Genomic DNA, 24,052 nt, shown 5'->3' on the forward strand with positions numbered 1-24,052 from the left:
TGCGGATGGTAGCCAGCGCACAGACCCCCAGCCCCCACCGCGGCAGCCACCTTCAATCCCTCAGGAACAAAAAGAAGACCGTGCCCCAAGCCCAGGAATGGGCTCAGGGCACGGTCAGAAGAGAAATCTTCAGTGCGAGACGGACAGCGCGGAGTCGAACAGGGTCTTCTGCTGTACGTCATGCTCCTTCGCCGACCCCACCGACGGCGCCGACGAGGAGGGCCGGGCCACGGAGGTGAGCCGGACCGGGCGATCCGGCGTGGCGTCGGCCAGGGCCCGGGGGAGGTTCATGGCCATGTAGAACCAGGCGCCCTGGTTCTCCGGCTCCTCCTGGACCCAGCGAATGTCGTTCGCGTTGCCGTAGCCGGCCAGGGCTCGGGCGACCTCGTCACCGGGCAGCGGGTAGAACCGCTCCACCGAGACCACGGCCACCGAGTCGGACAGGCCGCGCTTGTCCCGCTCCGCCATCAGTTCCCAGCGCAGCCGGCCCGAGCACAGCAGCACGGTCTTCACGGCTGCGGCGTCGCTGATCGTCGGGTCGGTCAGCACCGGCTGGAAGGTGCCGGTGGTGAAGTCCTCCGGCGCCGAGGTGGCCGACTTCATCCGGAGCATCCGCTTCGGGGTGAAGACGACCAGCGGACGGTGCCGCTCGCTCAGCGCCTGCTGCCGGAGCAGGTGGAAGTAGCTGGCCGGCGACGACGGATAGGCGACGGTGATCGCGTCCTCGGCCGCCAGTTGCAGGAACCGCTCGATCCGGGCGGAGGAGTGGTCCGGCCCCTGACCTTCGTAGCCGTGCGGCAGCAGCAGCACCACGCCCGACTTCTGGGTCCACTTGGCCTGACCGGCGGTGATGAACTCGTCGATGATCGTCTGCGCGCCGTTGGCGAAGTCGCCGAACTGCGCCTCCCAGAGCACCAGCGCCTCGGGGCGGGCCACGGAGTAGCCGTACTCGAAGCCCATCGAAGCGTATTCGCTGAGCAGGGAGTCGAAGACGGCGAACTTTCCTTGATCATCGTCCAGGTTGCGCAGCGGCACCCAGGACTCGCCGGTCTTCCGGTCGATCACCGCGGCGAACCGCTGCACGAAGGTGCCGCGCCGCGAATCCTGACCGGTCAGCCGCACCGGCCGACCCTCCAGCAGCAGCGAGCCGAGGGCGAGGATCTCGCCGGTCGCCCAGTCGATCGGGCCCTGCGTGATCGCGGCCGCGCGGCGCTGCAACTGCGGCAGCACCTTCGGATGCACGGTGAAGTTGTCGGGCACGTTGGTGTGCGCGTCGGCGATCTTCTTCAGCGACTCCATCGTGATCGCGGTGCCGTGCTTGGCCGCCGACTTGTTCGGATACACCGGCACCCGGCGGTACGGCTTGTCGTGCGGGGCGTCGGCGCCGGCGTTGCGGACCTCGGCGAAGACGCTCTCCAGCCGCTCCTGGAACCGGGTCATCACCTGCTCGGCGTCCTCGACGGAGATGTCGCCGCGACCGATCAGGGCCTCGGTGTAGAGCTTGCGCACCGAACGCTTCTTCTCGATCAGGTCATACATCTTCGGCTGGGTGAAGCTCGGGTCGTCGCCCTCGTTGTGCCCGCGCCGGCGGTAGCAGATCAGGTCGATCACGACGTCCTTGTTGAACTCCTGCCGGAATTCGAACGCCAGCCGGGCGACCCGGATGCAGGCCTCGGGATCGTCGCCGTTCACGTGGAAGATCGGTGCCTGGATCATCCGGGCCACATCGGTGCAGTACATCGACGACCGGGACTCGGTCGGCGAGGTGGTGAAGCCGACCTGGTTGTTCACGATGATGTGGATCGTGCCGCCGGTGCGGTAGCCACGCAGCTGGGACAGGTTCAGCGTCTCGGCAACCACGCCCTGCCCGGCGAACGCGGCGTCACCGTGCAGCAGCACCGGCAACACCGGGAACTCGCTGCCGCGGTCGAGGATGTCCTGCTTGGCCCGCGCGATCCCTTCCAGGACAGGGTTCACGGCCTCCAGGTGGGACGGGTTCGCGGCGACCGAGGTCTTGATCTTGGCTCCGGACAGCGCGGTGAACTCGCCCTCGGCGCCCAGGTGGTATTTCACGTCGCCCGAGCCCTGCACGGTCCGCGGATCGATGTTGCCCTCGAACTCGCGGAAGATCTGCGCGTACGACTTGCCGACCACGTTGGCCAGCACGTTCAGCCGGCCGCGGTGCGGCATGCCGACGCAGACCTCGGCCAGGCCGTGGTTGGCGGCCTGCTCACAGACCTCGTCCATCAGCGCGATCGTGGACTCGCCGCCCTCGAGGCTGAACCGCTTCTGCCCGACGAACTTGGTCTGCAGGAACGTCTCGAAGATCTCGGCCTCGTTGAGCTTGTCCAGGATCCGCAGGTGTTCCTCGCGCGGCAGCGACTCGTGCGGCCGCTCCACCCGCTCCTGGACCCAGCTGCGCTGGGTCGGCTCCTGGATGTGCATGTATTCGATACCGATGGTGCGGCAGTACGCGTCCCGCAGGATGCCGAGGATCTTGCGCATCTTCAGCCGACCGCGACCACCGCCGAACGAACCGGTGGCGAACTCGCGATCAAGGTCCCACAGCGTCAGGTTGTGGCTCTGGACATCAAGATCATGATGCATCCGCAGCCGGTACTCGAGCGGATCGGTGTCGGCCATCAGGTGGCCGCGGACCCGGTAGGCGTTGATCATCTCCAGGATCCGGGCCTGCTTGGAGACCTGATCCTCGTGCTCGGTGCTGACATCGTTGGCCCACCGGATCGGGGCGTACGGGATCCGCAGCGCCCGGAAGATGTCGTCGTAGAAGTCGTCCTCGCCGAGCAACAGGGCGTGCATCCGGCCCAGGAACTCGCCGGACTGTGCACCCTGGATCACCCGGTGGTCGTACGTCGAGGTGAGGGTCATCACCTTGGACACGGCCGTCTCGTTCAGCCGCTCCGGGTCGGCGCCCTGGAACTCCGGCGGATAGTCCATCGAGCCGACGCCGATGATGGCGCCCTGGCCGCGCATCAGCCGCGGCACGGAGTTGTTGGTGCCGAGCGTGCCCGGGTTGGTCAGCGTGATCGTCGTGCCGGCGAAGTCCTCGACCGTCAGCGAGTTGGACCGCGCCTTCTTGACCACTTCCTCATAGGCCGCCCAGAACTGGGCGAAGTCGAGGTTCTCGCAGTTCTTGATGCTCGGCACCAGCAGCTGCCGGGTGCCGTCCGGCTTCGGCATGTCGATCGCCAGGCCGAGGTTGACGTGCGCCGGCACCACCAGGGTCGGCTTGCCGTCGATCTCGTCGTAGGCGTTGTTCAGCGACGCGACGTCCTGCAGCGCGCGGACGATCGCGTACCCGATCAGATGGGTGTACGAGACCTTGCCACCACGGGCCCGCCGCAGATGATTGTTGATCACGACCCGCTGGTCGATCAGCAGCTTGACCGGCAGCGAGCGGACGCTGGTCGCGGTCGGCACGGCCAGGGACAGGTCCATGTTCTTCGCGGTCCGGGCCGGGGCGCCGCGCAGCGTGGTCCGGGTCGGCTCGGTGTCGGCGACGTCGGGCCGGTTCGACGGGTTCGGCGGGTCGGCCGGCAGTCCGCCCTGGCTGCCCGGCTTGTTCGGCCGGACCTCCTTCACCTGATTCGGCGGCTCCACCTGGGCGGCCCGCGCGCGCGGCGCCGCAGCCGGCGCGGGCTGGCTGTCGGCCGCAGTGGTCTGCTTGGCCGGGGCGGCTCGCTCGGTCGTCGCCGCGCCGGCGCTGCCGGCGGCCGGGGTCGAACTCGGGGAGGGTGCCGCGGCGGGCTTGGCCGCGGGCTTGTTCGTCACCTCATGCCCGTTGCGGGACGAGAAATACTCTTTCCAACTCGGGGCGACGGAGTTCGGATCTTCCTGATACTGCTCGTACATCTCCTCCAGCAGCCAATCGTTGGCTCCGACATCGGCGGCGATCCCGCCATCGCCGGTCTGACCGGGGCTGAGATCTGCTGATTTGCTGCGGTTGGAGCCGCCCGCAGCGGGCGATCCGGGGGATGTTTGGTCTGGCCTCGTGGCCACTGTCGCCTTCTTCCGTTGCACGCTCACCCGCGGCCGATGTCACCGCGGTGTCGCCTCCCAGGCTACCGAAGAATGCGGACCACCGGGCCTGGTGGTAGGGGCTGTGTTGCCGTGCCGTTTCCAGGCCCGTCGTTCGGGGCGGGATTGCCGCTTGTTTCGTTCCCTGAGCCTGTCGAAGGGCAGGTCAGGTGCGCCCGGTTGATTCGCCCCGATCATGGGAGATCCATCGGGCTTGCCCTTCGACAGGCTCAGGGAACGAACTAGCCGGACCAGGTGGCGACCGACGCCAGCAGCCGGGCATGCCGCTCCCGATCGGCCGCGGCGGTGCCCGGAACGGCCAGCCAGGCGGCGCCGACGACGCCCGGACCGGCGTCGAACAGGGGATTGTCCAGGCGATCGGCGAGCAGCGCCCGCAATCGGGTGCCGATCGGCGATGGCCGTTTCATGGACCGGGCCAGCAGGACCGACCCGGCCAGCACGACCGGTCGGCCCGGCACCGGATCGAGGGCACCGAGGGTCCCGGCCAGCAGCTCGGCGGCGCGGTCGGCGATCTCGGCCGCGACCGGGTCGTGCCCGGCCAGGCCGGTCACCAGCGGCGCATAGTGGGACAGCTCGCGCGGCGGCCGGGCATAACTGTTCCGGATCAAGGCGTCCGCGGGGACCTCGGCATCCGGTACGGCGCCGCCGAGCACCGCCCGGGCCAGCGGGCTGAGCGGCCGCCCGTGCTCGAGCTGGGTCAGCGTGGCCCGGACCGCCTCGCGGCCGAGCCAGAAGCCGGACCCGTCGTCGCCGAGCAGCCAGCCCCAGCCGTCCCGCCGTTCGACCTGGACGCCCGAGCTGATCCTGCCGGCGAAGGCTCCGGTGCCCGCGATCAGCGCGTACCCGTCGGGATCCGGCGTTGCCGACGCGTACGCGACCGCGAGGTCGGTGACGACCGCGAGCGGCGGGTCGGCCGGCTCGATCGGCGGCAGCGCCGACCGGCCGAAACCGATCGGGTCGGCCAGGCCGGTGATCCCGGCCAGGCCGATCACCACGCCGGTGATCGCCAGCGGCTCGCCGGCCGCGGTCGCCGCCGAGCTCAACGCCTCGGCCGTCACCCGCCGGATCTCGGCGATGGCCGGCTCGTGCCCGACGGCGTTCGGATTGGCCGGGCCGCCCTGGGCCACGGCCAGGAACCGTCCGGTCAGGTCGGCGACGCCGACGCGGGTCGAGGTCCCGCCGACATCGGCTCCGATGATCACCCCGGTCATGGGGCACGATCCTGGCCGACGCCGCCGTGACGGCGCTCACCGGGGTCGGTTCCGGAACGCGTGCGGCGGGCTCCGGCGCGCCTGTGCTGACAGGGACGGCGCGCTTGGGTAACTTTCCTTCCCGGATCGGGGAAACTCTTCGGTGATTGTGCTTAGGTGAGCGAGAAACTCACCTCTCAGGCGGGACGGGCAGGGGATATCGATGGCCGAAGGTGGCGACGCGGTGGCGGTGACAGCCGACCACACGGCGCCTGCCGCGCGCCCGACGCCGCCCGTCGCCGACCCGACCGCGCGGGCCCGGCAGCGGCGCCGGCAACTGGTGCAGAAGTACGTCTTCGTGGTCTCGTTCCTGATCGTGCCGATGATCATCTTCTTGATCTTCGTCGTGTCGCCGTATCTGCAGGCTTTCTATCTGGCGTTGACCAACTGGACCGGCTACTCGCCGACCTTCGAGTTCGTCGGGCTGCAGAACTTCGCCGCGCTGCTCGGGCTCGGCGACTTCAACCCGGACCGGGTGTTCTGGGCCGGGCTGCGCAACAACCTGATCCTGCTGCTGGTCGTCCCCGCGATCTCGATCGCGATCGCCCTGTTCTTCGCCTCCATGCTCAACTTCTCCGGCAGCACCAAGGCCGGCCAGCTGCGTGGCGTCGCCGGGTCGACCTTCTACCGGGTGCTGTTCTTCGTCCCGCAGGTGATCTCGATCGCCGCGCTGGCGATCATGTTCCAGCAGGTGTTCCATCCGGGCGGACTGCTGAACTCCCTGTTGCGATTGGTCGGAGTGGCCGATCCGCCGTCCTGGCTGGCCGATCCGAACACGGCCCTGTTGACGGTGGTCATCGTCATGGTCTGGATGAACGTCGGCTTCTACATGGTCTACTTCTCCGCCGCGATGGCGAACATCCCGCGGGAACTGCTGGAGGCGGCGGCCATCGACAAGGCGAGTCGCTTCCAGACCTTCCTCCGGATCACCCTGCCGCTGCTGCGGTCGTCGATCATCGTCGCCTACATCTATCTCGGCGTGCTCTGCCTGGACGCGTTCGCGATCGTGCAGTTGATGACCATCGGGCCGGGCGGGCCCAACGAGACGACCACGGTGATGGCTCTGTCGATCTACAAGAGCTTCAAGGAGCAGGGTCAGTTCGGCTATGCCACGGCCCAAGGCGTGGTGCTGTTCCTGATCACCATGGTGCTGGCCGCGTTGACCCTTCGGATCACCCGCCGAGAGCAGGGCGACCTATGAGCCTGAAGACCGCGACCTCCGGATCGGGGGTCGAGTTCCGGACCGAGACCGCGCCGAAGATCAAGGGTGAGCGCGGGCTGACGATCACCACCCACGTGATCCTGATCGCCTGGTCGCTGATCATCGGCCTGCCGATCATCTGGGTGCTGATGTCGTCGGTGAAGACCGACGCCGAGATCTTCGTCGACTCCTGGCGGCCGCCGCTGGCGCTGCAGTTCGAGAACTACGGCCGGGCCTGGAACGAGGCCCAGTTCGGCAGCTACTTCTTCAACTCGCTGATCGTCGTCGGCCTGTCGACGGCGATCGTGATGATCCTCGGCGCGATGGTGTCCTACGTGCTGGCCCGCTACCAGTTCGTCGGCCGGCGGGCGCTGAACCTGGCGTTCGTCGGAGCGATGGCGTTGCCGGTCTTCCTGGCCGTGATCCCGTTGTTCGGCGTGATGAAGCAGCTCGGCACCAGCCTGCAGGCCGCCGGGCTGCCGTTCGGGGTGCTCGGCACCTATCACGGACTGATCGCGGTCTACGTCGCCTACGCGATGCCGTTCACGGTGTTCTTCCTGACCGGGTTCTTCGCCAGCCTGCCCAATGAACTGAGCGAGGCCGCGTTCATCGACGGCTGCGGTCACTTCAAGACCTACTTCTTCGTGATGCTGCCGCTGGCCCGGCCGGGCATCGTCAGCATCACGATCTTCAACGCGGTCGGTCTGTGGAACCAGTACCTGCTGCCGCTGTTCCTGAACAACGACAATCCGGGGCTCTACGTGGTGACCCAGGGCCTGGCCAAGCTGGCCGGGGATTCGCAGTACGGATCGGACTTCTCCGGTCTGTTCGCGGGCCTGGTGATCAGCATGGCTCCGGTGCTGATCCTGTACGTGATCTTCCAGAAGCAGATCCAGGCCGGGATGACCGCCGGCGCGCTGAAATAGTCTCCGACCCCCCGAAGGGAATCCGATCATGGCACCCGAGTTCGACAAGCACGTCCCGCCGATCACCCGGCGGTCGTTGATCAGGACCGCCGCCGCCGGTGCGGCCCTGGCCGGCACCGGAGCGCTGACCGCCTGTGTGGCCAGCGGTGGGACGCCCGCGCCCGGCGGCTCGGCATCGGCGGGGGACCAGACCGCGGACAACCCGCTCGGCGCGGACAAGAAGCTGCCGCTCGAGGTGGTGATCTTCAACGGTGGCTACGGTGATCAGTACGGCAAGGAGCACATCGGGCTCTACAACACCTGGGCCGGCGGCGAGGTCGGCAAGATGTCGTCGACGGTCAAGATCGCCAGCACGTTGCAGACCCGGTTCGCCGGCGGCAATCCGCCGGAGGTGATCGACAACGCCGGCGCTGACGCGATGCCGACCGCCACCCTGGTCGCGGACAACCAGCTGGCCGACCTGACGCCGCTGCTGGATTCGCCGTCGGTGGACGACCCGAACCTGAAGATCCGCGACCTGCTGATGCCGGCCGCGATCGTCAACGGGTCCTACGACGGGGTGATGCGGCAGCTGCCGTACGTCTTCGCGGGCTGGGGTTTCTGGTACAGCGGGCCGCTGTTCAAGGAGAAGGGCTGGACGCCGGCCAAGACCTGGAGCGACTTCCTCGCCCTCTGCGACACGATCAAGTCCACCGGGCTGGCCCCGTTCGTGCACACCGGGGTGCACACGCAGTACATGGACACGATCCTGGACACGCTGGCGATCAAGCACGGCGGCGTCGACGTCATGCTCAACATGGACAACCTGCGGCCGGACGGCTGGGACAACGAGTCGGTGCTGGCGGCGGCGACGGCGGTCCGGCAGTTGCACGACGAGGGTTTCATCATGGACGGGTCCGAGGGCCTGGACCACACCACCTCGCAGGCGCAGTGGCTGCAGGGACGGGCGGCGATCATCCCCTGTGGCTCCTGGCTGGAGAACGAGATGCGCAAGCAGGTCACGGCCGGCTTCGACATGGTGATGCAGCCGGTGCCGTCGCTGACCACGTCCGATCAGCTGCCGTACGAAGCGATCTACGGCGGTCCGGGCGAGAACTTCATCATCGGCGAGAACTCGAAGAACAAGCTCGGCGGGATGCAGTATCTCCGGCTGATGCTGAGCAACGAGGCCGGCGCCAAGTTCGCCGAGCTGACCGGATCGCTGATCGCGACCAAGACGGCGAGCTCCAACCTGACCAACCCGACCACGGCGCTGCAGTCGGTGGCCGAGGCGACGAAGGCGGCCGGGGAGAACATCTTCAGCCTGAACTTCGCCGTCTGGTATTCGGCGCTGCTGGACGCCCGGAAGCGGGAGATGGCCAACCTGATCAACGGCCGGTCGACTCCGGATCAGTACTGCGCGGCGATGCAGAAGGCGGCCGACGAGGTGGCTTCCGATCCGAAGGTGAAGAAGTTCACCCGGCAGTCCTGAGGGCAACCCAGGCCCGGCGGCAGACGGCGATCGTGAAGATCAGGATCGCGACGTTGCGGATCGCCAGCACCACGGTGCCGGCGATCATGCCCGGTGAGGTCTGCGGGTCGAGCATCCCCTGGTAGTACAGCACCGGGTAGATCAGGTGGGTCAGCACCGCCAGGGCCAGCACGGAGACGCCGAGCCGGTCCAGCAGTGGCTGATCACCCCGGTGCAGCACGCCGAGCGCCGCCACCGGGCCGCCGAGCCAGAGCAGGTACTGCGGGCTGAAGGTCTTGTTGGTGACGATCATGATCGCGACGATCGCGATCAACAGCAGCCCGATCCCCAGCAGGCTCGGCTCGGCCACCCGGAAGGCCCGGACACAGAGGGCGATGATCACCGCCAGGCCGAGCACGGTCGCGACGTTGCTGACGATGATCATGATCTCGTTGCCGGGGCCGAACACCTCGAACGCCTGGAACTTCGACATCTCGATGGTCCAGGTGGTCGGGTCGGCCAGCCGGGCCAGCATCAGCGGCGTGGCCCAGACCGCCTCGATCTGCAGGCCACGGCCGGACTGCCAGCCGAGCGGTGAGATCAGCCGCTGCCAGCCGCCGGCGACCAGACTGATCAGGGCCAGCCCGAAGCCGGCCGCGGCGAAGCCGATCAGCGCCGGTCGGCGGCCCGCCTTCGGCGCGGCCAAGGCGGCGATCAGCAGTGCCGGCCAGAGCTTGATCGCGGCCCCGATCCCGGTCAGCACGCCGGCCAGGGCCGGCACCCGGCGCAGCGCCAGCAGGGCGCCGCCGGCCAGCACGGCCGGGATCAGGTCGAATCGCAGGTAGGTCAGCGGGCCGACACAGACGACGAAGATCAGCCAGAAGTAGACCGCCCGGCCGGGCCGGTCACCGCCGGCCCGCCACAGCGCGATGGTGAAGGCCGCATCGATGATGATCATGAAGCCGATGTAGGCGACCACATAGCCGATCTCGTTGCCACCGGAGAGCAGGTAGGGGATCGACAGGATCCAGGTGACCGGCGTCGGATACTCGTAGAAGGTCTCGCTCAGGCCGACGTTGCCCAGGTTCGCGATCTTGGAGAAGTAGTAGCGGACGTCGCCGGTGGCGATGAACTCGGCGACCAGCCAGATCCAGATCAGCAGCACCCGGCTGCCCAGCCAGAACGCGGCCAGCGCGATCGATGACAGCCGATCCTTTCCGGTCACGGGCTGCGGGTCGGTGACAGGGGCGGGTTCGGGCACGGCGTGAGCTCTCCCAGCTGGCGTACGGGCTCCCGCCGGCGACGGTCGGCGGTGAAGAGGAACGGCGCGAATCTACCAGGGGCGAGCGGTCCGGGAGTGATCGACGACCGGTCGTCCGACACCGATTCTTCGCCTGCGTTTCATCTTCGCCCCTCCCGTACCGTCAATGATCATGTGAGAATCAACCATGGTCATCACTCGGGGACGTACCTTTCTTACCTTCGTGGTCTGCCTGGCCCTCGCGCTGGTGCTCGGCGCGCAGTCGGCGGCGGCCCGGCCGGCCGGATCGCTGCCGCTCGGCGACAGCGATCTGGTGGAGACGCGGACGGAGCGGACGATCGCGCCGGGGGTCAGGCTGACCACCATCGTGCGCGGCACCGAACCGGCCGATCCGGACGAGATCCTGACCACGCCGCGCGGGCCCTGGCAGGTCAGCCTGCTCACCATCGATCCGCGGCGGGCCACGGGTGAGCTGCGCGCCGTCACTGGGCCTGATCTGGCCCGGGTCGAGAAGACGTCGGTGCTGGCCGCCCAGTACGGCGCGCTGGCGGCGGTCAACGCCAGTTTCTTCACGTTCTCGGCCTCGGTGGAATATCCGGGCGACCCGGTCGGGCTCGGCGTCTACGACGGCAAGTTGCTCAGCGAGCCGACCCTCGACCCGGGGGAGGTCGGGGTGCTGCTCGACGCCGGCCGGCTGCGGGCGCAGTACGGCGCGTTCAGCTGGGCCGGGCACGTCCAGGCGCGCGGGCTGCGGGTCGGGTTGGAGGCGATCAACCATCCGCCGGTCGTCCCGGTCGGCTGTGAGCAACTGGCCGACCAGGCCGCCTGCCCGGCCGACGGTGACACGGTCGTGATCACCCCGGAGTTCCGGGCCACGACGCCGACCGGTCCGGGCACCGAGCTGGTCCTCGATGCCAAGGGCTGCGTCCGGCACCGCTCCGACGACCAGCGGGGCGTCGCCCTCGGCAAGGGCGAGCTGGCGCTGCAGGCCACCGGTGCCGACGTCACCGCGCTGCGCCGGGTCTCGGGCTGCGTCGAGGTGGCCAGCGAGCTGCGCGACGAGGCCGGGAAGAAGGTGCGGCTCGGCGCCGACAGCCAGGCGGTCAACGGCCGGCAGCGGCTGCTCCGCGACGGCGTCTCGGTGGTGCCGCCGGTGAACAACTCCTTCTTCGCCCGCAACCCGCGCACCTTCATCGGGTCGAAGCGGTCCGGTGAGCTGGTGCTCGGCGTGATCGACGGTCGCCGGGTGACCAGCGTCGGCAGCACCCTGGACGAGACCGCCGCCGTGGCCAAGTCGCTCGGCCTGTGGAACTCGATCAACCTCGACGGCGGCGGCTCCTCGACCATGGTGGTCGACGGCGCGGTGATCAACACCGTCGCCGGCTCCGCCGAACGCGCCGTAGGCGACGCCCTCCTCTACCTCCCCTGAGAACCCCCAAACCCCGAGTTGTCAGAACGAGGGGACGCTATAGCGGTCCCTCGTTCTGACAAGTTGGGGTTGGAGTTGGGGTTGGTTAGTGGGAGACGCGGCGGGGGAAGAGCCAGCGGCCCCAGAGGTAGCCGCCGAGCAAGATCACCAGGCACCAGCCGAGGGCCCACCAGGGTTGGGCGCCGAGCTCGGTGCCCATCAGCAGACCGCGGATGGTCTCGATGATCGGGGTCAGCGGCTGGTTCTCGGCGAAGGCCCGGAGCCAGACCGGCATCGTCTCGACCGGGACGAACGCGCTGGAGACGTACGGCAGGAAGAGCAGCCCGAAGCCGTAGCCGCTGGCGGCGCCGGGGGTCCGGGCGAGCAGGCCGAGCACGGCGAAGATCCAGGTGATCGCCAGGATGTAGAAGGCGATCAGGCCGAAGGCGGCGAGCCATCCGATCGGGTCGGCCGCCGGCCGGAAGCCGATCAGCAGCGCGACGGCGAAGACCACCAAGGTGGCGACCAGGTTGCGCAGCAGGCTGGCGATCGCGTGCCCGGTGATCACCGCCGAGGCGCGGAGCGGCATGGTGCGGAACCGGTTGATGATGCCCTCGGTCATGTCGGTGGTGACGCTGACCGCGGTGCTGCTGGCGCCGAAGCCGGCACAGGTGAGGATGATCCCGGGCACCACGTAGTTGACGTAGTCGCCGCCGGTCTGGATCGCCCCGCCGAAGACGAAGGTGAACATCAACATCAGGATCACCGGCAGGGCGATCGCCATCAGCAGCGCGTCCACCTCGCGCAGCGAGTGCTTCACGCTGCGACCGATGAAGGCCAGGTTGGTGGTCAGCGCGGTCGGCACGGCCCGCGGGGGCGGCACGGTCAGGCCGGAGGACATCGGGATGGTCGTCATCGGGCCAGCTCCATTCGATCATGGTCGGACGTCTCGGCCGGCCCGGTCAGGGCGAGGAAGACGTCGTCCAGGGTGGGTTTGCGGATGATCACCTGAGCCTCCGGGTACGCGGAGCGGTCGAGGCCGGCCAGCACCGTCTGCAGGTCGTCGATGGTGCCGTCGGTGGGATGCTCGGCGAGCAGCCGGCCGGACGGATCGCGCAGCTCGACCAGCTCGGTGCCGATCTGCGCTTTGAGCTCGGCGGCCGACCCCTCGGCGACCACCAGGCCGTCGTTGATCACCGCGATCCGGTCGGCCAACTGGTCGGCCTCCTCCAGATACTGGGTGGTCAGGAAGATCGTCGTGCCGACGCCGACCAGATCCCGGATGGACTGCCAGAGCGACTGCCGGCTCCGGGTGTCCAGGCCGGTGGTCGGCTCGTCCAGGAACAGCACCGGCGGCGCGGTGATCAGGCTGAGGGCCAGGTCCAGCCGGCGGCGCATGCCGCCGGAGTAGGTCTTCACCCGCCGCCGGCCGGCGTCCGACAGGTCGAAATCGGCCAGCAGTTCGGCCGCCCGGCGCCGGGCGTCGGCGGCACTCAGGCCGGAGAGCCGGCTCATCAGCACCAGGTTCTCGGTCCCGGTGAGCAGCTCGTCCACGGCCGCGTACTGGCCGGTCAGGCTGATCGACCGGCGCACCATGGCCGCGTCGGCCACGACGTCGTGACCGAGGATCGTCGCCCGGCCGCCGCTCGGCGGGATCAGGGTGCTCAGGATGTTGATCAAGGTCGTCTTGCCGGCGCCGTTGGGGCCGAGCAGGGCGAAGATCGTGCCAGTCGGCACGGTCAGGTCGATCCCGGCCAGCACCTGTTGCTTGCCGTAGGACTTGGTGAGGCCGGAGATCTGCACGGCAGTGGTCATCGCGGTACTCCTAACTGTGTATGACGTACGCAGCGTACCATATAAACAGTATGCGACACACACAGTCGATCGACCGGACGCTACGATGACCCGGAGTCGGGGCCGATCAGGGAGTTGGCGGAGGAGGCTGGATGACCGATCCGGTGGAGCAGGGACTGCCGCGGGCCGTGGCGATGGCCTGGGGCATCGCGGCCAACCCGCAACGCGGGCCGAAGCGCGAGCTGAGCCACGAACTGATCGTCGAGGCCGCGATCGGGATCGCCGATGCCGAAGGGCTGGCCGCGGTGACCATGAGCAAGGTCGCGTCGTCGCTCGGCTTCACCACCATGTCCCTCTACCGCTACGTCACCAGCAAGGACGACCTGCTGGTGCTGATGGCCGACGCCGCATCCGAGGTCTCCCACCCGGAGGACGACTGGGGGCCGGACTGGCGCGGCAACGTCTGGGACTGGGCCACCCTGGTCCGCGGTGTCTATCGCGACCACTCGTGGCTGCTGGAGATCAGCCGCACGCCGACGATGTTGATGACCCCGAAGACCATGGCGATCGTCGACCTCGGCCTGCGGGCGCTGCGACCGGCGGCGCTCGGCCGGCCCGATAAACTCTCGTTGATCATGGTCGTCAGCATGTACGTGCGGAGCTTCTGCGAGCTGGAGCAGGAGGTCGCCGCCGAATACATCGAGCTGGCCAAGGACGCCTGGGCCGCCGACTCGCAGGCCGGGGCGCTGCGCGAGCTGGTGACCGCGGAACGGTTCCCCGACCTCCAACCGCTGATCGAGTCGGGCGCCTACTTCGGTACCTCCGAGCCGGAGCTGGAGGACGTCGACTTCCGGTTCGGTCTGGATCGCCTGCTGGACGGGTTCGCCCGATATCTGGAGCAGCAGGGCGACCGCACCACCGAGGAGCCGCGGCCGGAGCCGGTGCCACCCGAGATCCCCGACTTCGCCCGGGACGAGGTGCGGCGGGACAAGGGGGTCCGGGCGGCCGCGGCCAAGCGGCGCGAGGCGGAGGCGAAGCGGCGCGATGCCGAGACGAAGGTGCGCGACACCGTCCAGAAGGAGCACGAGGCGATCGCCAAGGCGCTCGAGCGCGCGGCCAAGGCCGGCGCCCGCAACTCGTAGCCAATCCGCAACTCGTAGCCAATATCGGGCCGTTGGCACTGGGCCGTGGTGATCATGACTGTCAGGCTGGTGCTCGCAGACGGCACCGGTGGCAGGGGAGCGCGATGAGTCAGATCACTTACCAGTTCGAGTACGAGTCACGGCTCCGCTGCGCCTTCATCGGCGCCGGCGGGCACTCGTACCGCAATGTCTATCCGAGCTTCCAGTACGCGCCGATCGACCTGGTCGCGGTCTGTGACCAGCAGGCGGATCGGGCCGCGACGTACGCCCGGATGTTCGGCGGCGGCAACTCCTACGATGATCATCACAAGATGCTGGAGCAGGAGCGCCCGGACGCCGTCTTTATTGTCACCTCCTATGACGAGGACGGCCGGGTCCAGGCGACCGACCTGGCGCTGGACTGCCTGGCCGCCGGAGTCCATGTCTGGATGGAGAAGCCGACCGCGGCCTCGGTCGCCGAGATCCGGCAGCTGCAGGCGGCGGCCGAGTCGAACGACCGGGTCGTGATGACCGGGCTGAAGAAGATCTTCACGCCGGCGATGACCAAGGCGAAGTCGATCACCGAGTCCGAGGAGTTCGGCGGCATCACGTCGATCACCGTGCGGTATCCGCAGTCGCTGCCCGACCAGGAGGCGAAGCAGGATCCGCGTCGGCTGATCGGCTTTCTTGATCACATCTACCATCCGGGCGCGGTGCTGACCTACCTCGGCGGCAAGGCCACCCGCTTCAGCTACGAGCAGGATCCGGTGGCCGGCGGCTCGGTGTCGACCCTGCGGTTCGAGTCGGGCGCGATCGGATCGCTGCATCTGGCCGGCGGCGCGGCTTCGACCAGCCCGCTGGAGCGGGTCGAGGTGGTCGGCCGTGGTGCCAACCTGGTGATCGAGGACGGGGTCCGGCTGACCTACTACCGGCCCGGCGCCAAGCTCGGCTACGGCCGTTCCGGCAGCTATATCGTCGACGACGACGTGGCGCCGCTGATTTGGCAGCCGGAGCACTCGCTCGGTCAGCTGTACAACAAGAACCTGTTCTACCTCGGCTACGTCGCCGAGATCCTGCACTTCTGCGAAGCGGTGCAGAACGGGACGGCGCCGGTCAAGGGCACCCTCGATCAGTCGTTGTCGATCATGCACCTGTTCGACGCCTACCGCCGCACCTCGCCGGGGCAGACCGTCGATCTTCCGTTGCCGGACTGAGGCGCCGTCAGAGGTTTTGAACTGAACGGTCTAAAACTGTAGGCTCGGCCCATGGCTCGACCGCGCACCTTCGCCGAGGACCAAGCCGTCGAGGCCGCCATGATTGCGTTCTGGACCGCCGGCTTCGAGGCCACCTCGACCGAGCACCTCTGTGCGGCGACCGGTCTCGGCCGGAGCAGCCTGTACAACACGTTCGGCAGCAAACGGGAGTTGTTCGAGAAGGCTCTCGACCGGTACGCCGACCAGGCGACCGGAGCCGCACTGGAGCTGTTCGACGGTGACCGGCCGATCAGGGAGAAGGTGCGGGACCTGCTGCTGGGGGCCGTCGATCCGGCTCCGGGCCGGCCGCCGGGCTGCCTGGTGGTCAACACGGCGGTCGAGCTCGGCCCATCGGATCCGGGCATTGCGCGGCTGCTCCGGCGTGATCGGCGCCGCTGGGTGGCCGGCCTGCGCACGGCCTTCGTCACGGCCCAGGCGGCCGGCGAGATCGAGCCGGGCGCCGATCCCGGTGCGCTGGCCGAATACGTCCATGCCGTGCTCGGCGGGATTCGGGTCGCCGCCCGGGCCGGTGCCCCGCGCCGTACCCGCGCGGCCATCGCGGAGACCGCGTTGACGGCGATCTGACCTGCACCTTCGTTCGGGCCAGCGTTGGGCTGACCACATTCTGAACTGATTGATCCAAAACAAGGGAGATCTCCGATGCCCCGAGCCGTGTACGTCCTCGGACTGGCCATCTTCGCGCAGGGCACGTCCGAGTTGATGCTGGCCGGGCTGCTGCCCGAGCTCTCGACCGATCTCGGGGTCTCCATCCCGGCCGCGGGGCTGCTGATCTCCGCGTTCGCTCTGGGCATGTTGGTCGGTGCTCCGCTGCTGGCCGTGCTGACCGCGCGACGATCCCGGCAGGCGACGCTGTTGATCTTGCTGGCGATCTTCGTGCTGGCCCACCTGGTCGCCGCGTTGACCTCGGACTACGGCGTGCTACTCGCCACCCGGGTTGTCGCGGCCTTCGTCTACGCGGGATTCTGGACGGTCGCCTCGGTAGCCGCGGTCGGCCTCGCCGGGCCGGCCGCCCGCGGCCGCGCGATGAGCATCGTCGCCGGTGGGCTCACCGTCGCCACCGTGGTCGGGCTGCCGGCGGGCACGGCCCTGGCCCAGCACCTCGGCTGGCGAGCGGCCTTCTGGGCGGTCGCGGTCCTCTCGGCCGCAGCCATGATCATGATCGTGCGGTCCATTCCCGGCGGCCGGCCCGCCGAGACCGGGTCGCTGCGGGACGAGCTGACCGCGATCCGCAATCCACGGCTCTGGCTGGCGTACGCGATCACCGCGGTGTCCACCGCGGCGCTGCTGGCGACGTTCAGCTATCTCGCGCCGTTGTTGATCGAGGCCACCGGCGTGCCCGCGAGCTGGGTGCCGCTGATTCTCGGTCTCTACGGTGTCGGCTCGGTGATCGGGATCGCCGTCGGTGGCCGGTTCGCGGACCGCCGGCCGTTCGCCACGCTCGCGATCGCCATCGCGGGCGTGGCTGTGTGGTCGGCCGCCTTGGCGATCATGACCGGATCGATGGTGATCGCGATCCCGGCGATCGTGCTGCTCGGCGCCTTCGGGTTCGCCAGCAACCCCGCGATCAACGCCCGGGTGTTCGGTCTGGCCGGCCGGGCGCCGACCCTGGCGGCGGCCTTCAACATCTCGGCCTTCAACCTGGGCATCACCCTCGGCCCCTATCTCGGCGGCCGGGTGCTGGAAGCCGGCGCCGGGTATTCCTTCGTGGCCGTGACCGGCGCGCTGCTCGCGGTGCTGGCGCTGGGTCTGGTGGCGCTGGCGCACCGGACGGAGCCGCGGCGACGGGCGGCCGGCCGGACCCTGCTGAGGGCGCGCTGACGCGGCAGCCAATTCGTGCCGATTGGCTATGGAGGGCTTGATTGTTGATCGCCAGAATGACTGTCCAGTAGACGAAATCGTTTTCTACTACTCCGGAAATTTCGGGCACCGCTGCCTGGTCTGGCTGCCGTTGCTCCCTGGAACGAAAGGCCGGACGGATGCAAGATCGATTCGCTCAGCGCCGACAAGTCCATGATCGACAAGGACTGGGCCGACTGACCCGCCGTGATCTGCTCGCACTGGGCGGGGCCGGTCTGACCACCGTCTCGCTGGCCGGCTGCGATCTGCTCTCCACCGCGCCCACCGACCAGAAGGGGCCCGGCGGGGACGCGGGTGCCAAGGAGGCGCCGCAACTGGCCGAGCAGGTCGCTCAGGGCAAGCTGCCGCCGCTGGCCGAGCGGCTGCCGGAGCAGCCGCTGGTGGTGCAGCCGGTGGAGCGGGCCGGCGTCTACGGCGGGGAGTGGCGGACCTCGCTGCTCGGTCTGGCCGACGCGGTCTGGATGTCGCGCACGGTCGGCGCCGAGAGTCTGTTGCGCTGGACGCCGGACTTCGTCGAGGTGATCCCCAATGTCGCCACCGAATATCAGGTCGAGGACGGCGGCCGGGCCTTCGTCTTCCAACTGCGCAAGGGAATCCGCTGGTCCGACGGCGAGCCGTTCACCGCGGAGGACGTCGCCTTCGGGCGCAATGACGTGGTCAACAACCGGGAGCTGACGCCGTCCGAGCCGGCCAACCCGGCCGTGGTCGAGGTCCTCGAGGAGTACGCGTTCCGGATCCGCTTCGAGCGGCCGGACGGCCTGTTCATCAAGAACCAGGCCAACGACCGGGACATCATCCGGCGGCCCTTCCACTACCTGAAGAAGTACCACAAGAAGTACAACCCCGACCTCGCCGCGGTGGTCAAGGAGGAAGACGCCAAGGACTGGGTCAGCCTGTTCGAGATCAAGGCCGGCATGGTGGGCGGAGCGAGCGCGCACTGGCAGAACCCGGACCTGCCGACGCTGTATCCGTGGCGGACGATCAAGCCCGCCGGCGAGTCGACCCGGATCGTGGTGGAACGCAATCCGTACTACTGGAAGGTCGACCCGGACGGCCGGCAGTTGCCCTACCTGGACCGGGTCACGTTCGACGTGGTCAACGACTCCCAGGTGATGTTGCTGAAGGCGATGAACGGCGAGATCGAGATGCAGGACCGCAATATCGGCACGCCGCAGAACAAGCCGGTGCTGGCGTCCAATCGCGAGTCGGGCGGTTACGACTTCTTCGCCTCCAACCCGACCGAGATGAACACGACCGGGATCACCCTCAACCTGACCCACAAGGACAAGATCAAGAGGGAGATCTTCAACTCGAAGGATTTCCGGATCGGGCTGTCGCACGCGATCAACCGGGCCGAGATCATCGAGCTCGTCTTCCAACGGCAGGGCGAGCCGTGGCAGATCGCGCCGCGGCCCGAATCGAAGTTCCACAACGAGAAGATGGCCAAGCAGTTCATCGAATACGACGTGGACCTGGCCAACGAGCACCTGGACAAGGCCGGGTTCCGGCGCGGGTCCGGCGGCGCGCGGCTCGGCCCGAACGGCAAGCCGATCACGTTCACCCTCGGCTTCGTCACCTCCTGGAGCCCGGAGTGGGCCGACGTCGCCGAACTGTTGAAGGGCTATTGGGGCGAGGTCGGGATCGGCATCAACCCGACCTCGATGGACCGCTCGCTCTGGCTGGAACGTTCCGACGCCAACGACTTCGACGCCTCCCTCTGGGCCGGCGAATGCGGCGGTGATCATGACACGGTGATCCGGCCGATGTGGTTCGTCCACATGGACGGCACGATCACCCCGGGGCCGCCGTGGCGGGAGTGGTATCACTCGCAGGGCAAGGAGGGCGAGCGGCCGCCGGAGCCGATCCGCAAGATGATGGAGCTGTATGACCAGGTCAAGGTGACTCCGGAGGAGGCCGGTCAGGACGCGCTGATGCGGCAGATCCTCGAGCTGAACACCGAGCTGTTCCCGTTGATCGGGATCAGCCTGCCGGGGCCCGGCTACGGCGTGGTCAAGAACAACTTCCACAACGTGCCGGCGGTGATCCCGGTGTCGGCCGTGTTCCTCAATCCCGGCCCGACCAACCCCGAGCAGTACTTCATCCAGGACGTCTGAGCGGATCCGCCCATGCTGAGCTACATCGCCCGGCGGCTCGCCTTCATGGTGCCGACGTTGATCTTGATCTCGATCGTCTCGTTCGTGATCATCCAGCTGCCGCCCGGCGACTACCTGACCACGCTGGTGGCCCAGTTGAGCGCCCAGGGCGAGACCATCGAGGCGGGCCAGCTCGAGGCGCTGAAGCAGCGCTACGGGCTCGGCGAGTCGGTCTTCGTGCAATACACGAAGTGGATCTCGGCGATCCTGCTGGAGGGCGACTTCGGCCAGTCCTTCGAGTGGGGCCGGCCGGTCGCCGACCTGTTGTCGCAGCGGATCGGGCTGACCGTCGTGCTCGCCCTCTCGACCCTGCTGCTGACCTGGGTGATCGCGTTCCCGATCGGCGTCTATTCCGCGGTCAAGCAGTATTCGCCCGGCGACTACGTGGCGACCACGGTGGGCTTTCTCGGCCTGGCGATCCCGAACTTCATGATCGCGTTGGCGTTGATGTATCTGGGGTTCCGATTGTTCGGGTTGAGCGTCGGCGGGTTGTTCTCGCCGCAGTTCGTCGACTCGGGTTGGAACCTGGGCAAGCTGCTGGACCTGATCGGCCACCTCTGGGTGCCGATGATCGTGCTCGGCACCGCCGGCACCGCCGGGCTGATCAGGATCCTGCGGGCCAACCTGCTGGACGAGCTGCGCAAACCGTACGTGGTGGCGGCCCGGGCCCGGGGGATGCCGGAGCGGCGGTTGTTGATCAAGTATCCGCTGCGGGTCGCGCTCAACCCGTTCATCTCCACGGTCGGCTGGATCCTGCCGGCCCTGGTCTCGGGCGAGATCATCGTCTCCCAGGTCCTGTCGCTGCCGACCACCGGACCGCTGCTGCTGAGTGCCTTGACCAGCCAGGACATGTATCTGGCCGGATCGATCATCCTGATTGTGTCGGTGCTGACCGTGATCGGCACCCTGTTGTCCGACATCGCCCTGGCCTGGCTGGATCCGCGGGTCCGGCTGCGGACGAAGTGAGGACCGACCCATGACGCAGCAGACGGCGCCGCCCGCCGCGCCGGCCGGGACCGGCACCGGCCTCGGCCACGGCGCCGAGGAGGTCGCGGCAGCCAAGCAGTCCCGGCTGATCTGGTGGGCGTTCCGGAAGCACCGGCTGGCCGTGGTCGGGTTGATCGCGGTGCTGTTGATCTATCTGGTGGCGCTGTTCGCGGAGTTCCTGGCACCGTTCGACACCGGGCGGTTCGACGCGGACTACAGTTACGCCCCGCCGCAGCTGATCCAGGTCGGCGACCGCGGTGCTGAGGGCTTCGGGCTCTACGTCAACGGCTACACCTCCGTGATGGACAACGAGACCCTGGCCGTGAGCTATACCGTCGACGAGAGCCGGCGGGTCCCGATCGGGCTGTTCGTCCGCGGCGACGAATACCGGCTGTGGGGGTTGATCCCCGGCGACCGGCACCTGATCGGGCCGGTCGACCCGGCCGACCCGATGTATCTGCTCGGTGCCGACCGGAACGGCCGGGATCTGTTCTCCCGGATCATCCACGGCACCCGGGTGTCGATGACGATCGGGCTGATCGGCGTCGCGCTCGCGTTCGCCCTCGGGGTCGTGTTGGGCGGGATCTCCGGCTACTTCGGCGGCAAGATCGACATCCTGATCCAACGGGTGGTCGAGTTCTTCATGTCGATCCCCACCCTGCCGCTGTGGTTGGGGCTGGCGGCGGCGCTGCCGGGGGACTGGGGGCCGATCCAACGCTACTTCGCGATCACCGTGATCTTGGCGATCATCGCCTGGACCGACCTGGCCCGGGTCACCCGCGGCCGGTTCCTGTCGCTGCGGTCGGAGGAGTTCGTCACCTCGGCGCATCTGGACGGCAACAGCCAGCGCGCGGTGATCTTCCGGCACATGCTGCCGTCGTTCACCAGCCACCTCGTCGCCTCGCTGACCCTGTCCGTGCCGGGGATGATCTTGGCCGAGACCTCGCTGTCCTTCCTCGGCCTCGGATTGCAGGCGCCGGTGGTCAGCTGGGGCGTGCTGCTGCAGGAGGCGCAGAACGTCCGCACCCTGGCCACCGCGCCGTGGCTGATGATCCCCGGGCTGGGCGTGATCATCGCGGTGCTGGCGCTCAACTTCGTCGGTGACGGGCTGCGGGACGCCGCGGACCCGTACAAGCGGTAGCCGATGATCACCGAAGGGAAGGACCGGATGTCCGACGCACTGTTGCGGATCGAGGGCCTGAAGACGCACTTCTTCCTCGACGAGGGGACCGTGCGCTCGGTGGACGGGGTCGACCTGACCGTGCCGCGGGGCAAGACCGTCTGCCTGGTCGGCGAGTCCGGCTGCGGCAAGTCGGTCACCGCCCGCAGCGTGCTCGGCCTGGTCGACGCGCCCGGCCGGATCGTCGAAGGCTCGGTCTGGTGGCACGGTGGCGATCGAGGACCAGGGGGCGAAGCCGCGGCGGCCGGGGGAGTCGACCTGGCGGCCCTGGATCAGCGCGGCGAGCAGTTGCGCCGGATCCGCGGCAACGAGATCTCGATGGTGTTCCAGGAGCCGATGGCGTCGCTGTCGCCGATGTACACGGTTGGCGACTATCTGGTGGAGACGATCCGGCTGCATCGCCCGGTGAGCAAGAAGGAGGCCCGGGAGCAGGGCGTCGGGCTGCTCCGCCGGGTCGGCATTCCGCGGCCGGAGCAGCGGCTGGACGCCTACCCGTTCCAGCTGTCCGGCGGCATGTGCCAGCGGGTGATGATCGCGATCGCGTTGGCCTGCGGGCCGAGCCTGTTGATCGCCGACGAACCGACCACGGCGCTGGACGTGACCACCCAGGCCCGGATCCTCGACCTGTTGCGCGAACTGCAGGACGAGACGGAGATGTCGATGTTGTTCATCACCCACGATCTCGGGGTGGTGGCCGAACTGGCCGACGAGGTGGTGGTGATGTATCTCGGCACCGTGGTCGAGCAGGGCAGCGTCGACGACATCTTCCACGCGCCGCAGCATCCGTACACGCGGGCGTTGCTGGACTCGATCCCGACCATGGGCGCCGGCACCCGGCAGCGGCTGCGGTCGATCCAGGGTCAGGTGCCGCACCCGTTGAACCGGCCGCCCGGCTGCCCGTTCCACCCGCGCTGCGATCAGGCGATCGCCGGCCTCTGCGACACCGTTGACCCGCCCTACCTGCGGGCCGGCAACAGCCTGTCCCGCTGTGTCCTGCACGACCCCGAACTGGTCTCGGCCGGCAAGGAGCTGTCATGACCGCCGCCGCTCCCTCCGCCGCCGGAACTCCGGCCGAGGCCGACCCGGCCCTGCTCCGGATCGAGGACCTGAGCATGAGGTTCCCGATCCGGCGGCGCGGCCTGTTCGCCCGGACCACCGGCCACGTCCACGCCGTGAACGGGGTCGACCTGACCATCCGGCCGGGCGAGGTGCTCGGCCTGGTCGGCGAATCCGGTTGCGGCAAGACCACCCTCGGCCGCTGCATCGCCCGGTCCGAGAAGCCCACCGAGGGTCGGGTGGAATACACCGGGGCGGACGGCCGGGTGGTCGATCTGGCCGGGCTCGACCGACGGGAGCTGCGGCCGTACCAGTCCGAGATCAGGGTCGTCTTCCAGGACCCGTTCTCCTCGCTCAATCCGCGGATGAATCTGCTCCAGATCGTCGGCGATCCGTTGCGGGCGTACGACCTCGCCACCGGCAGTGAGCTGGAGGAGCGGGTCGCGATCATGCTCCGCAAGGTCGGCCTGTCGCCGGCCCACATGCGCCGCTATCCGCACGCGTTCTCCGGCGGCGAACGGCAGCGGGTCAACATCGCCCGCGCCCTGATCACCGAGCCGCGGCTGGTGATCACCGACGAGGCCGTGTCAGCGCTGGACGTGTCGATCCGGGCCCAGATCCTCAACCTGCTCAGGGATCTGCAGGACGAGTTCGACCTGACCTACCTGTTCATCTCCCATGATCTTTCCGTGGTGGAGAGCATCTGCAACCGGGTCGCGGTGATGTATCTGGGCAAGATCGTCGAGCTGGCCGACACCGGTGAGCTCTATCGTCGGCCGCGGCACCCGTACACCGAAGCCCTGCTGTCGGCCGTCCCGCGCCCGGATCCGCGACTGCGCGACCAGACCCGCCGGATCCGCCTCTCAGACGACTTCCCCGACCCTGCCGCCCCACCACCCGGCTGCTTCTTCCACACCCGCTGCCACTATGCCCAAGACCGCTGCTCCACCGAGCGGCCGGACCTACGGGCCGTCGACGGGACCCACCGAGCCGCGTGCCACTTCAGTGCCGACCTGAACCTGGTCGGTGTCGGGACCGGCCGGTCAGGGAGGCCAGGTGACGGGGACTGATCCGC

At 68.5% G+C, this 24,052-nt stretch carries 18 protein-coding genes; 13 read left to right on the top strand and 5 right to left on the bottom strand.

The annotated features are described in order from the left end of the window. Positions 1-129: 129 nt before the first annotated feature. Both FNH24_RS13730 and FNH24_RS13735 read right to left on the bottom strand, forming a co-directional pair. Complete coding sequence (locus FNH24_RS13730; RefSeq protein WP_246186894.1) at positions 130-3,915, bottom strand: multifunctional oxoglutarate decarboxylase/oxoglutarate dehydrogenase thiamine pyrophosphate-binding subunit/dihydrolipoyllysine-residue succinyltransferase subunit; 3,786 nt, start codon at positions 3,913-3,915, stop codon at positions 130-132. A 365-nt stretch (positions 3,916-4,280) separates the two neighbouring features. Then, complete coding sequence (locus tag FNH24_RS13735) at positions 4,281-5,270, bottom strand: N-acetylglucosamine kinase (protein ID WP_152362775.1); 990 nt, start codon at positions 5,268-5,270, stop codon at positions 4,281-4,283. 202 nt (positions 5,271-5,472) lie between these two features. Between FNH24_RS13735 and FNH24_RS13740 the strand changes: the two genes are divergently transcribed. The 3 genes from FNH24_RS13740 to ngcE are packed head-to-tail and all read left to right on the top strand — an operon-like array spanning position 5,473 to position 8,907. Next, positions 5,473-6,510, top strand: coding sequence for a carbohydrate ABC transporter permease (locus FNH24_RS13740; protein ID WP_217428215.1), 1,038 nt, complete (start codon positions 5,473-5,475; stop codon positions 6,508-6,510). Further along, positions 6,507-7,436, top strand: a complete 930-nt coding sequence (locus FNH24_RS13745; protein ID WP_152362776.1) for a carbohydrate ABC transporter permease — start codon at positions 6,507-6,509, stop codon at positions 7,434-7,436. Before FNH24_RS13740 ends, FNH24_RS13745 begins: the two co-directional genes overlap by 4 nt. 28 nt (positions 7,437-7,464) lie before the next feature. Beyond that, positions 7,465-8,907, top strand: coding sequence for an N-acetylglucosamine/diacetylchitobiose ABC transporter substrate-binding protein (gene ngcE, locus FNH24_RS13750; RefSeq protein WP_152362777.1), 1,443 nt, complete (start codon positions 7,465-7,467; stop codon positions 8,905-8,907). Here ngcE and FNH24_RS13755 read toward each other — a convergent pair. Continuing rightward, positions 8,891-10,111, bottom strand: coding sequence for a glycosyltransferase 87 family protein (locus FNH24_RS13755; protein WP_152362778.1), 1,221 nt, complete (start codon positions 10,109-10,111; stop codon positions 8,891-8,893). The genes ngcE and FNH24_RS13755 overlap by 17 nt on opposite strands. A 223-nt stretch (positions 10,112-10,334) precedes the next feature. On the opposite strand from FNH24_RS13755, the gene FNH24_RS13760 reads away from it, so the two are divergent. Further along, positions 10,335-11,576: a phosphodiester glycosidase family protein gene (locus tag FNH24_RS13760; protein WP_152362779.1), complete on the top strand. Its 1,242-nt coding sequence runs from the start codon at positions 10,335-10,337 to the stop codon at positions 11,574-11,576. Between the two features lie 85 nt (positions 11,577-11,661). On the opposite strand, the gene FNH24_RS13765 is transcribed toward FNH24_RS13760, so the two are convergent. Together FNH24_RS13765 and FNH24_RS13770 are read right to left on the bottom strand one after the other, a co-directional pair. Further along, positions 11,662-12,471 carry an ABC transporter permease gene (locus FNH24_RS13765; RefSeq protein WP_152362780.1) on the bottom strand — a complete coding sequence of 270 codons (810 nt, stop codon included), beginning with the start codon at positions 12,469-12,471 and terminating at the stop codon, positions 11,662-11,664. Continuing rightward, entirely contained in the window at positions 12,468-13,370 is a 903-nt protein-coding gene (locus tag FNH24_RS13770; RefSeq protein ID WP_152362781.1) for an ATP-binding cassette domain-containing protein, read from the bottom strand. Before FNH24_RS13770 ends, FNH24_RS13765 begins: the two co-directional genes overlap by 4 nt. A 131-nt stretch (positions 13,371-13,501) precedes the next feature. Here FNH24_RS13770 and FNH24_RS13775 point away from each other — a divergent pair, with 131 nt between their 5' ends. The 9 genes from FNH24_RS13775 (at position 13,502) to FNH24_RS13815 (ending at position 24,047) form a co-directional block, all read left to right on the top strand. Further along, positions 13,502-14,491 (top strand): TetR/AcrR family transcriptional regulator, encoded by a 990-nt coding sequence (locus FNH24_RS13775; protein ID WP_152362782.1) that lies wholly within the window; start codon positions 13,502-13,504, stop codon positions 14,489-14,491. Positions 14,492-14,595: 104 nt separating this feature from the next. Next, positions 14,596-15,684 carry a Gfo/Idh/MocA family protein gene (locus FNH24_RS13780; protein WP_152362783.1) on the top strand — a complete coding sequence of 363 codons (1,089 nt, stop codon included), beginning with the start codon at positions 14,596-14,598 and terminating at the stop codon, positions 15,682-15,684. A 51-nt stretch (positions 15,685-15,735) separates the two neighbouring features. Then, positions 15,736-16,308 carry a TetR/AcrR family transcriptional regulator gene (locus FNH24_RS13785; RefSeq protein WP_152362784.1) on the top strand — a complete coding sequence of 191 codons (573 nt, stop codon included), beginning with the start codon at positions 15,736-15,738 and terminating at the stop codon, positions 16,306-16,308. A gap of 75 nt (positions 16,309-16,383) precedes the next feature. After that, complete coding sequence (locus tag FNH24_RS13790; RefSeq protein WP_152362785.1) at positions 16,384-17,562, top strand: Cmx/CmrA family chloramphenicol efflux MFS transporter; 1,179 nt, start codon at positions 16,384-16,386, stop codon at positions 17,560-17,562. 158 nt (positions 17,563-17,720) lie between these two features. Next, complete coding sequence (locus FNH24_RS13795) at positions 17,721-19,715, top strand: ABC transporter substrate-binding protein (protein WP_152362786.1); 1,995 nt, start codon at positions 17,721-17,723, stop codon at positions 19,713-19,715. Between the two features lie 12 nt (positions 19,716-19,727). After that, complete coding sequence (locus FNH24_RS13800) at positions 19,728-20,720, top strand: ABC transporter permease (RefSeq protein ID WP_152362787.1); 993 nt, start codon at positions 19,728-19,730, stop codon at positions 20,718-20,720. A 10-nt stretch (positions 20,721-20,730) separates the two neighbouring features. Further along, the gene (locus FNH24_RS13805; protein ID WP_152362788.1) at positions 20,731-21,882 is read left to right on the top strand and encodes an ABC transporter permease; all 1,152 of its coding nucleotides are present in this window, start codon (positions 20,731-20,733) and stop codon (positions 21,880-21,882) included. A gap of 3 nt (positions 21,883-21,885) precedes the next feature. Next, positions 21,886-22,959, top strand: a complete 1,074-nt coding sequence (locus FNH24_RS13810) for an ABC transporter ATP-binding protein (protein ID WP_246186883.1) — start codon at positions 21,886-21,888, stop codon at positions 22,957-22,959. Further along, positions 22,956-24,047 (top strand): ABC transporter ATP-binding protein, encoded by a 1,092-nt coding sequence (locus tag FNH24_RS13815; RefSeq protein WP_152362789.1) that lies wholly within the window; start codon positions 22,956-22,958, stop codon positions 24,045-24,047. The genes FNH24_RS13810 and FNH24_RS13815 overlap by 4 nt, the downstream gene beginning before the upstream one ends. Positions 24,048-24,052 lie beyond the last annotated feature (5 nt).

This window comes from Microlunatus speluncae, from assembly GCF_009299835.1.
GTDB classification, from domain to species: Bacteria; Actinomycetota; Actinomycetes; order Propionibacteriales; family Propionibacteriaceae; genus Microlunatus; species Microlunatus speluncae.

Excerpts from the sequence above, each read along its gene's own strand:
- FNH24_RS13790 (WP_152362785.1), top strand. The coding sequence starts at position 16,384 with ATGCCCCGAGCCGTGTACGTCCTCGGACTGGCCATCTTCGCGCAGGGC.
- FNH24_RS13745 (WP_152362776.1), top strand. The coding sequence starts at position 6,507 with ATGAGCCTGAAGACCGCGACCTCCGGATCGGGGGTCGAGTTCCGGACC.
- FNH24_RS13765 (WP_152362780.1), bottom strand. The coding sequence starts at position 12,471 with ATGACGACCATCCCGATGTCCTCCGGCCTGACCGTGCCGCCCCCGCGG.
- FNH24_RS13785 (WP_152362784.1), top strand. The coding sequence starts at position 15,736 with ATGGCTCGACCGCGCACCTTCGCCGAGGACCAAGCCGTCGAGGCCGCC.
- FNH24_RS13735 (WP_152362775.1), bottom strand. The coding sequence starts at position 5,270 with ATGACCGGGGTGATCATCGGAGCCGATGTCGGCGGGACCTCGACCCGC.
- FNH24_RS13780 (WP_152362783.1), top strand. The coding sequence starts at position 14,596 with ATGAGTCAGATCACTTACCAGTTCGAGTACGAGTCACGGCTCCGCTGC.
- FNH24_RS13775 (WP_152362782.1), top strand. The coding sequence starts at position 13,502 with ATGACCGATCCGGTGGAGCAGGGACTGCCGCGGGCCGTGGCGATGGCC.
- FNH24_RS13810 (WP_246186883.1), top strand. The coding sequence starts at position 21,886 with ATGATCACCGAAGGGAAGGACCGGATGTCCGACGCACTGTTGCGGATC.
- FNH24_RS13770 (WP_152362781.1), bottom strand. The coding sequence starts at position 13,370 with ATGACCACTGCCGTGCAGATCTCCGGCCTCACCAAGTCCTACGGCAAG.
- ngcE (WP_152362777.1), top strand. The coding sequence starts at position 7,465 with ATGGCACCCGAGTTCGACAAGCACGTCCCGCCGATCACCCGGCGGTCG.
- FNH24_RS13760 (WP_152362779.1), top strand. The coding sequence starts at position 10,335 with ATGGTCATCACTCGGGGACGTACCTTTCTTACCTTCGTGGTCTGCCTG.
- FNH24_RS13740 (WP_217428215.1), top strand. The coding sequence starts at position 5,473 with ATGGCCGAAGGTGGCGACGCGGTGGCGGTGACAGCCGACCACACGGCG.
- FNH24_RS13815 (WP_152362789.1), top strand. The coding sequence starts at position 22,956 with ATGACCGCCGCCGCTCCCTCCGCCGCCGGAACTCCGGCCGAGGCCGAC.
- FNH24_RS13805 (WP_152362788.1), top strand. The coding sequence starts at position 20,731 with ATGACGCAGCAGACGGCGCCGCCCGCCGCGCCGGCCGGGACCGGCACC.
- FNH24_RS13795 (WP_152362786.1), top strand. The coding sequence starts at position 17,721 with ATGCAAGATCGATTCGCTCAGCGCCGACAAGTCCATGATCGACAAGGA.
- FNH24_RS13800 (WP_152362787.1), top strand. The coding sequence starts at position 19,728 with ATGCTGAGCTACATCGCCCGGCGGCTCGCCTTCATGGTGCCGACGTTG.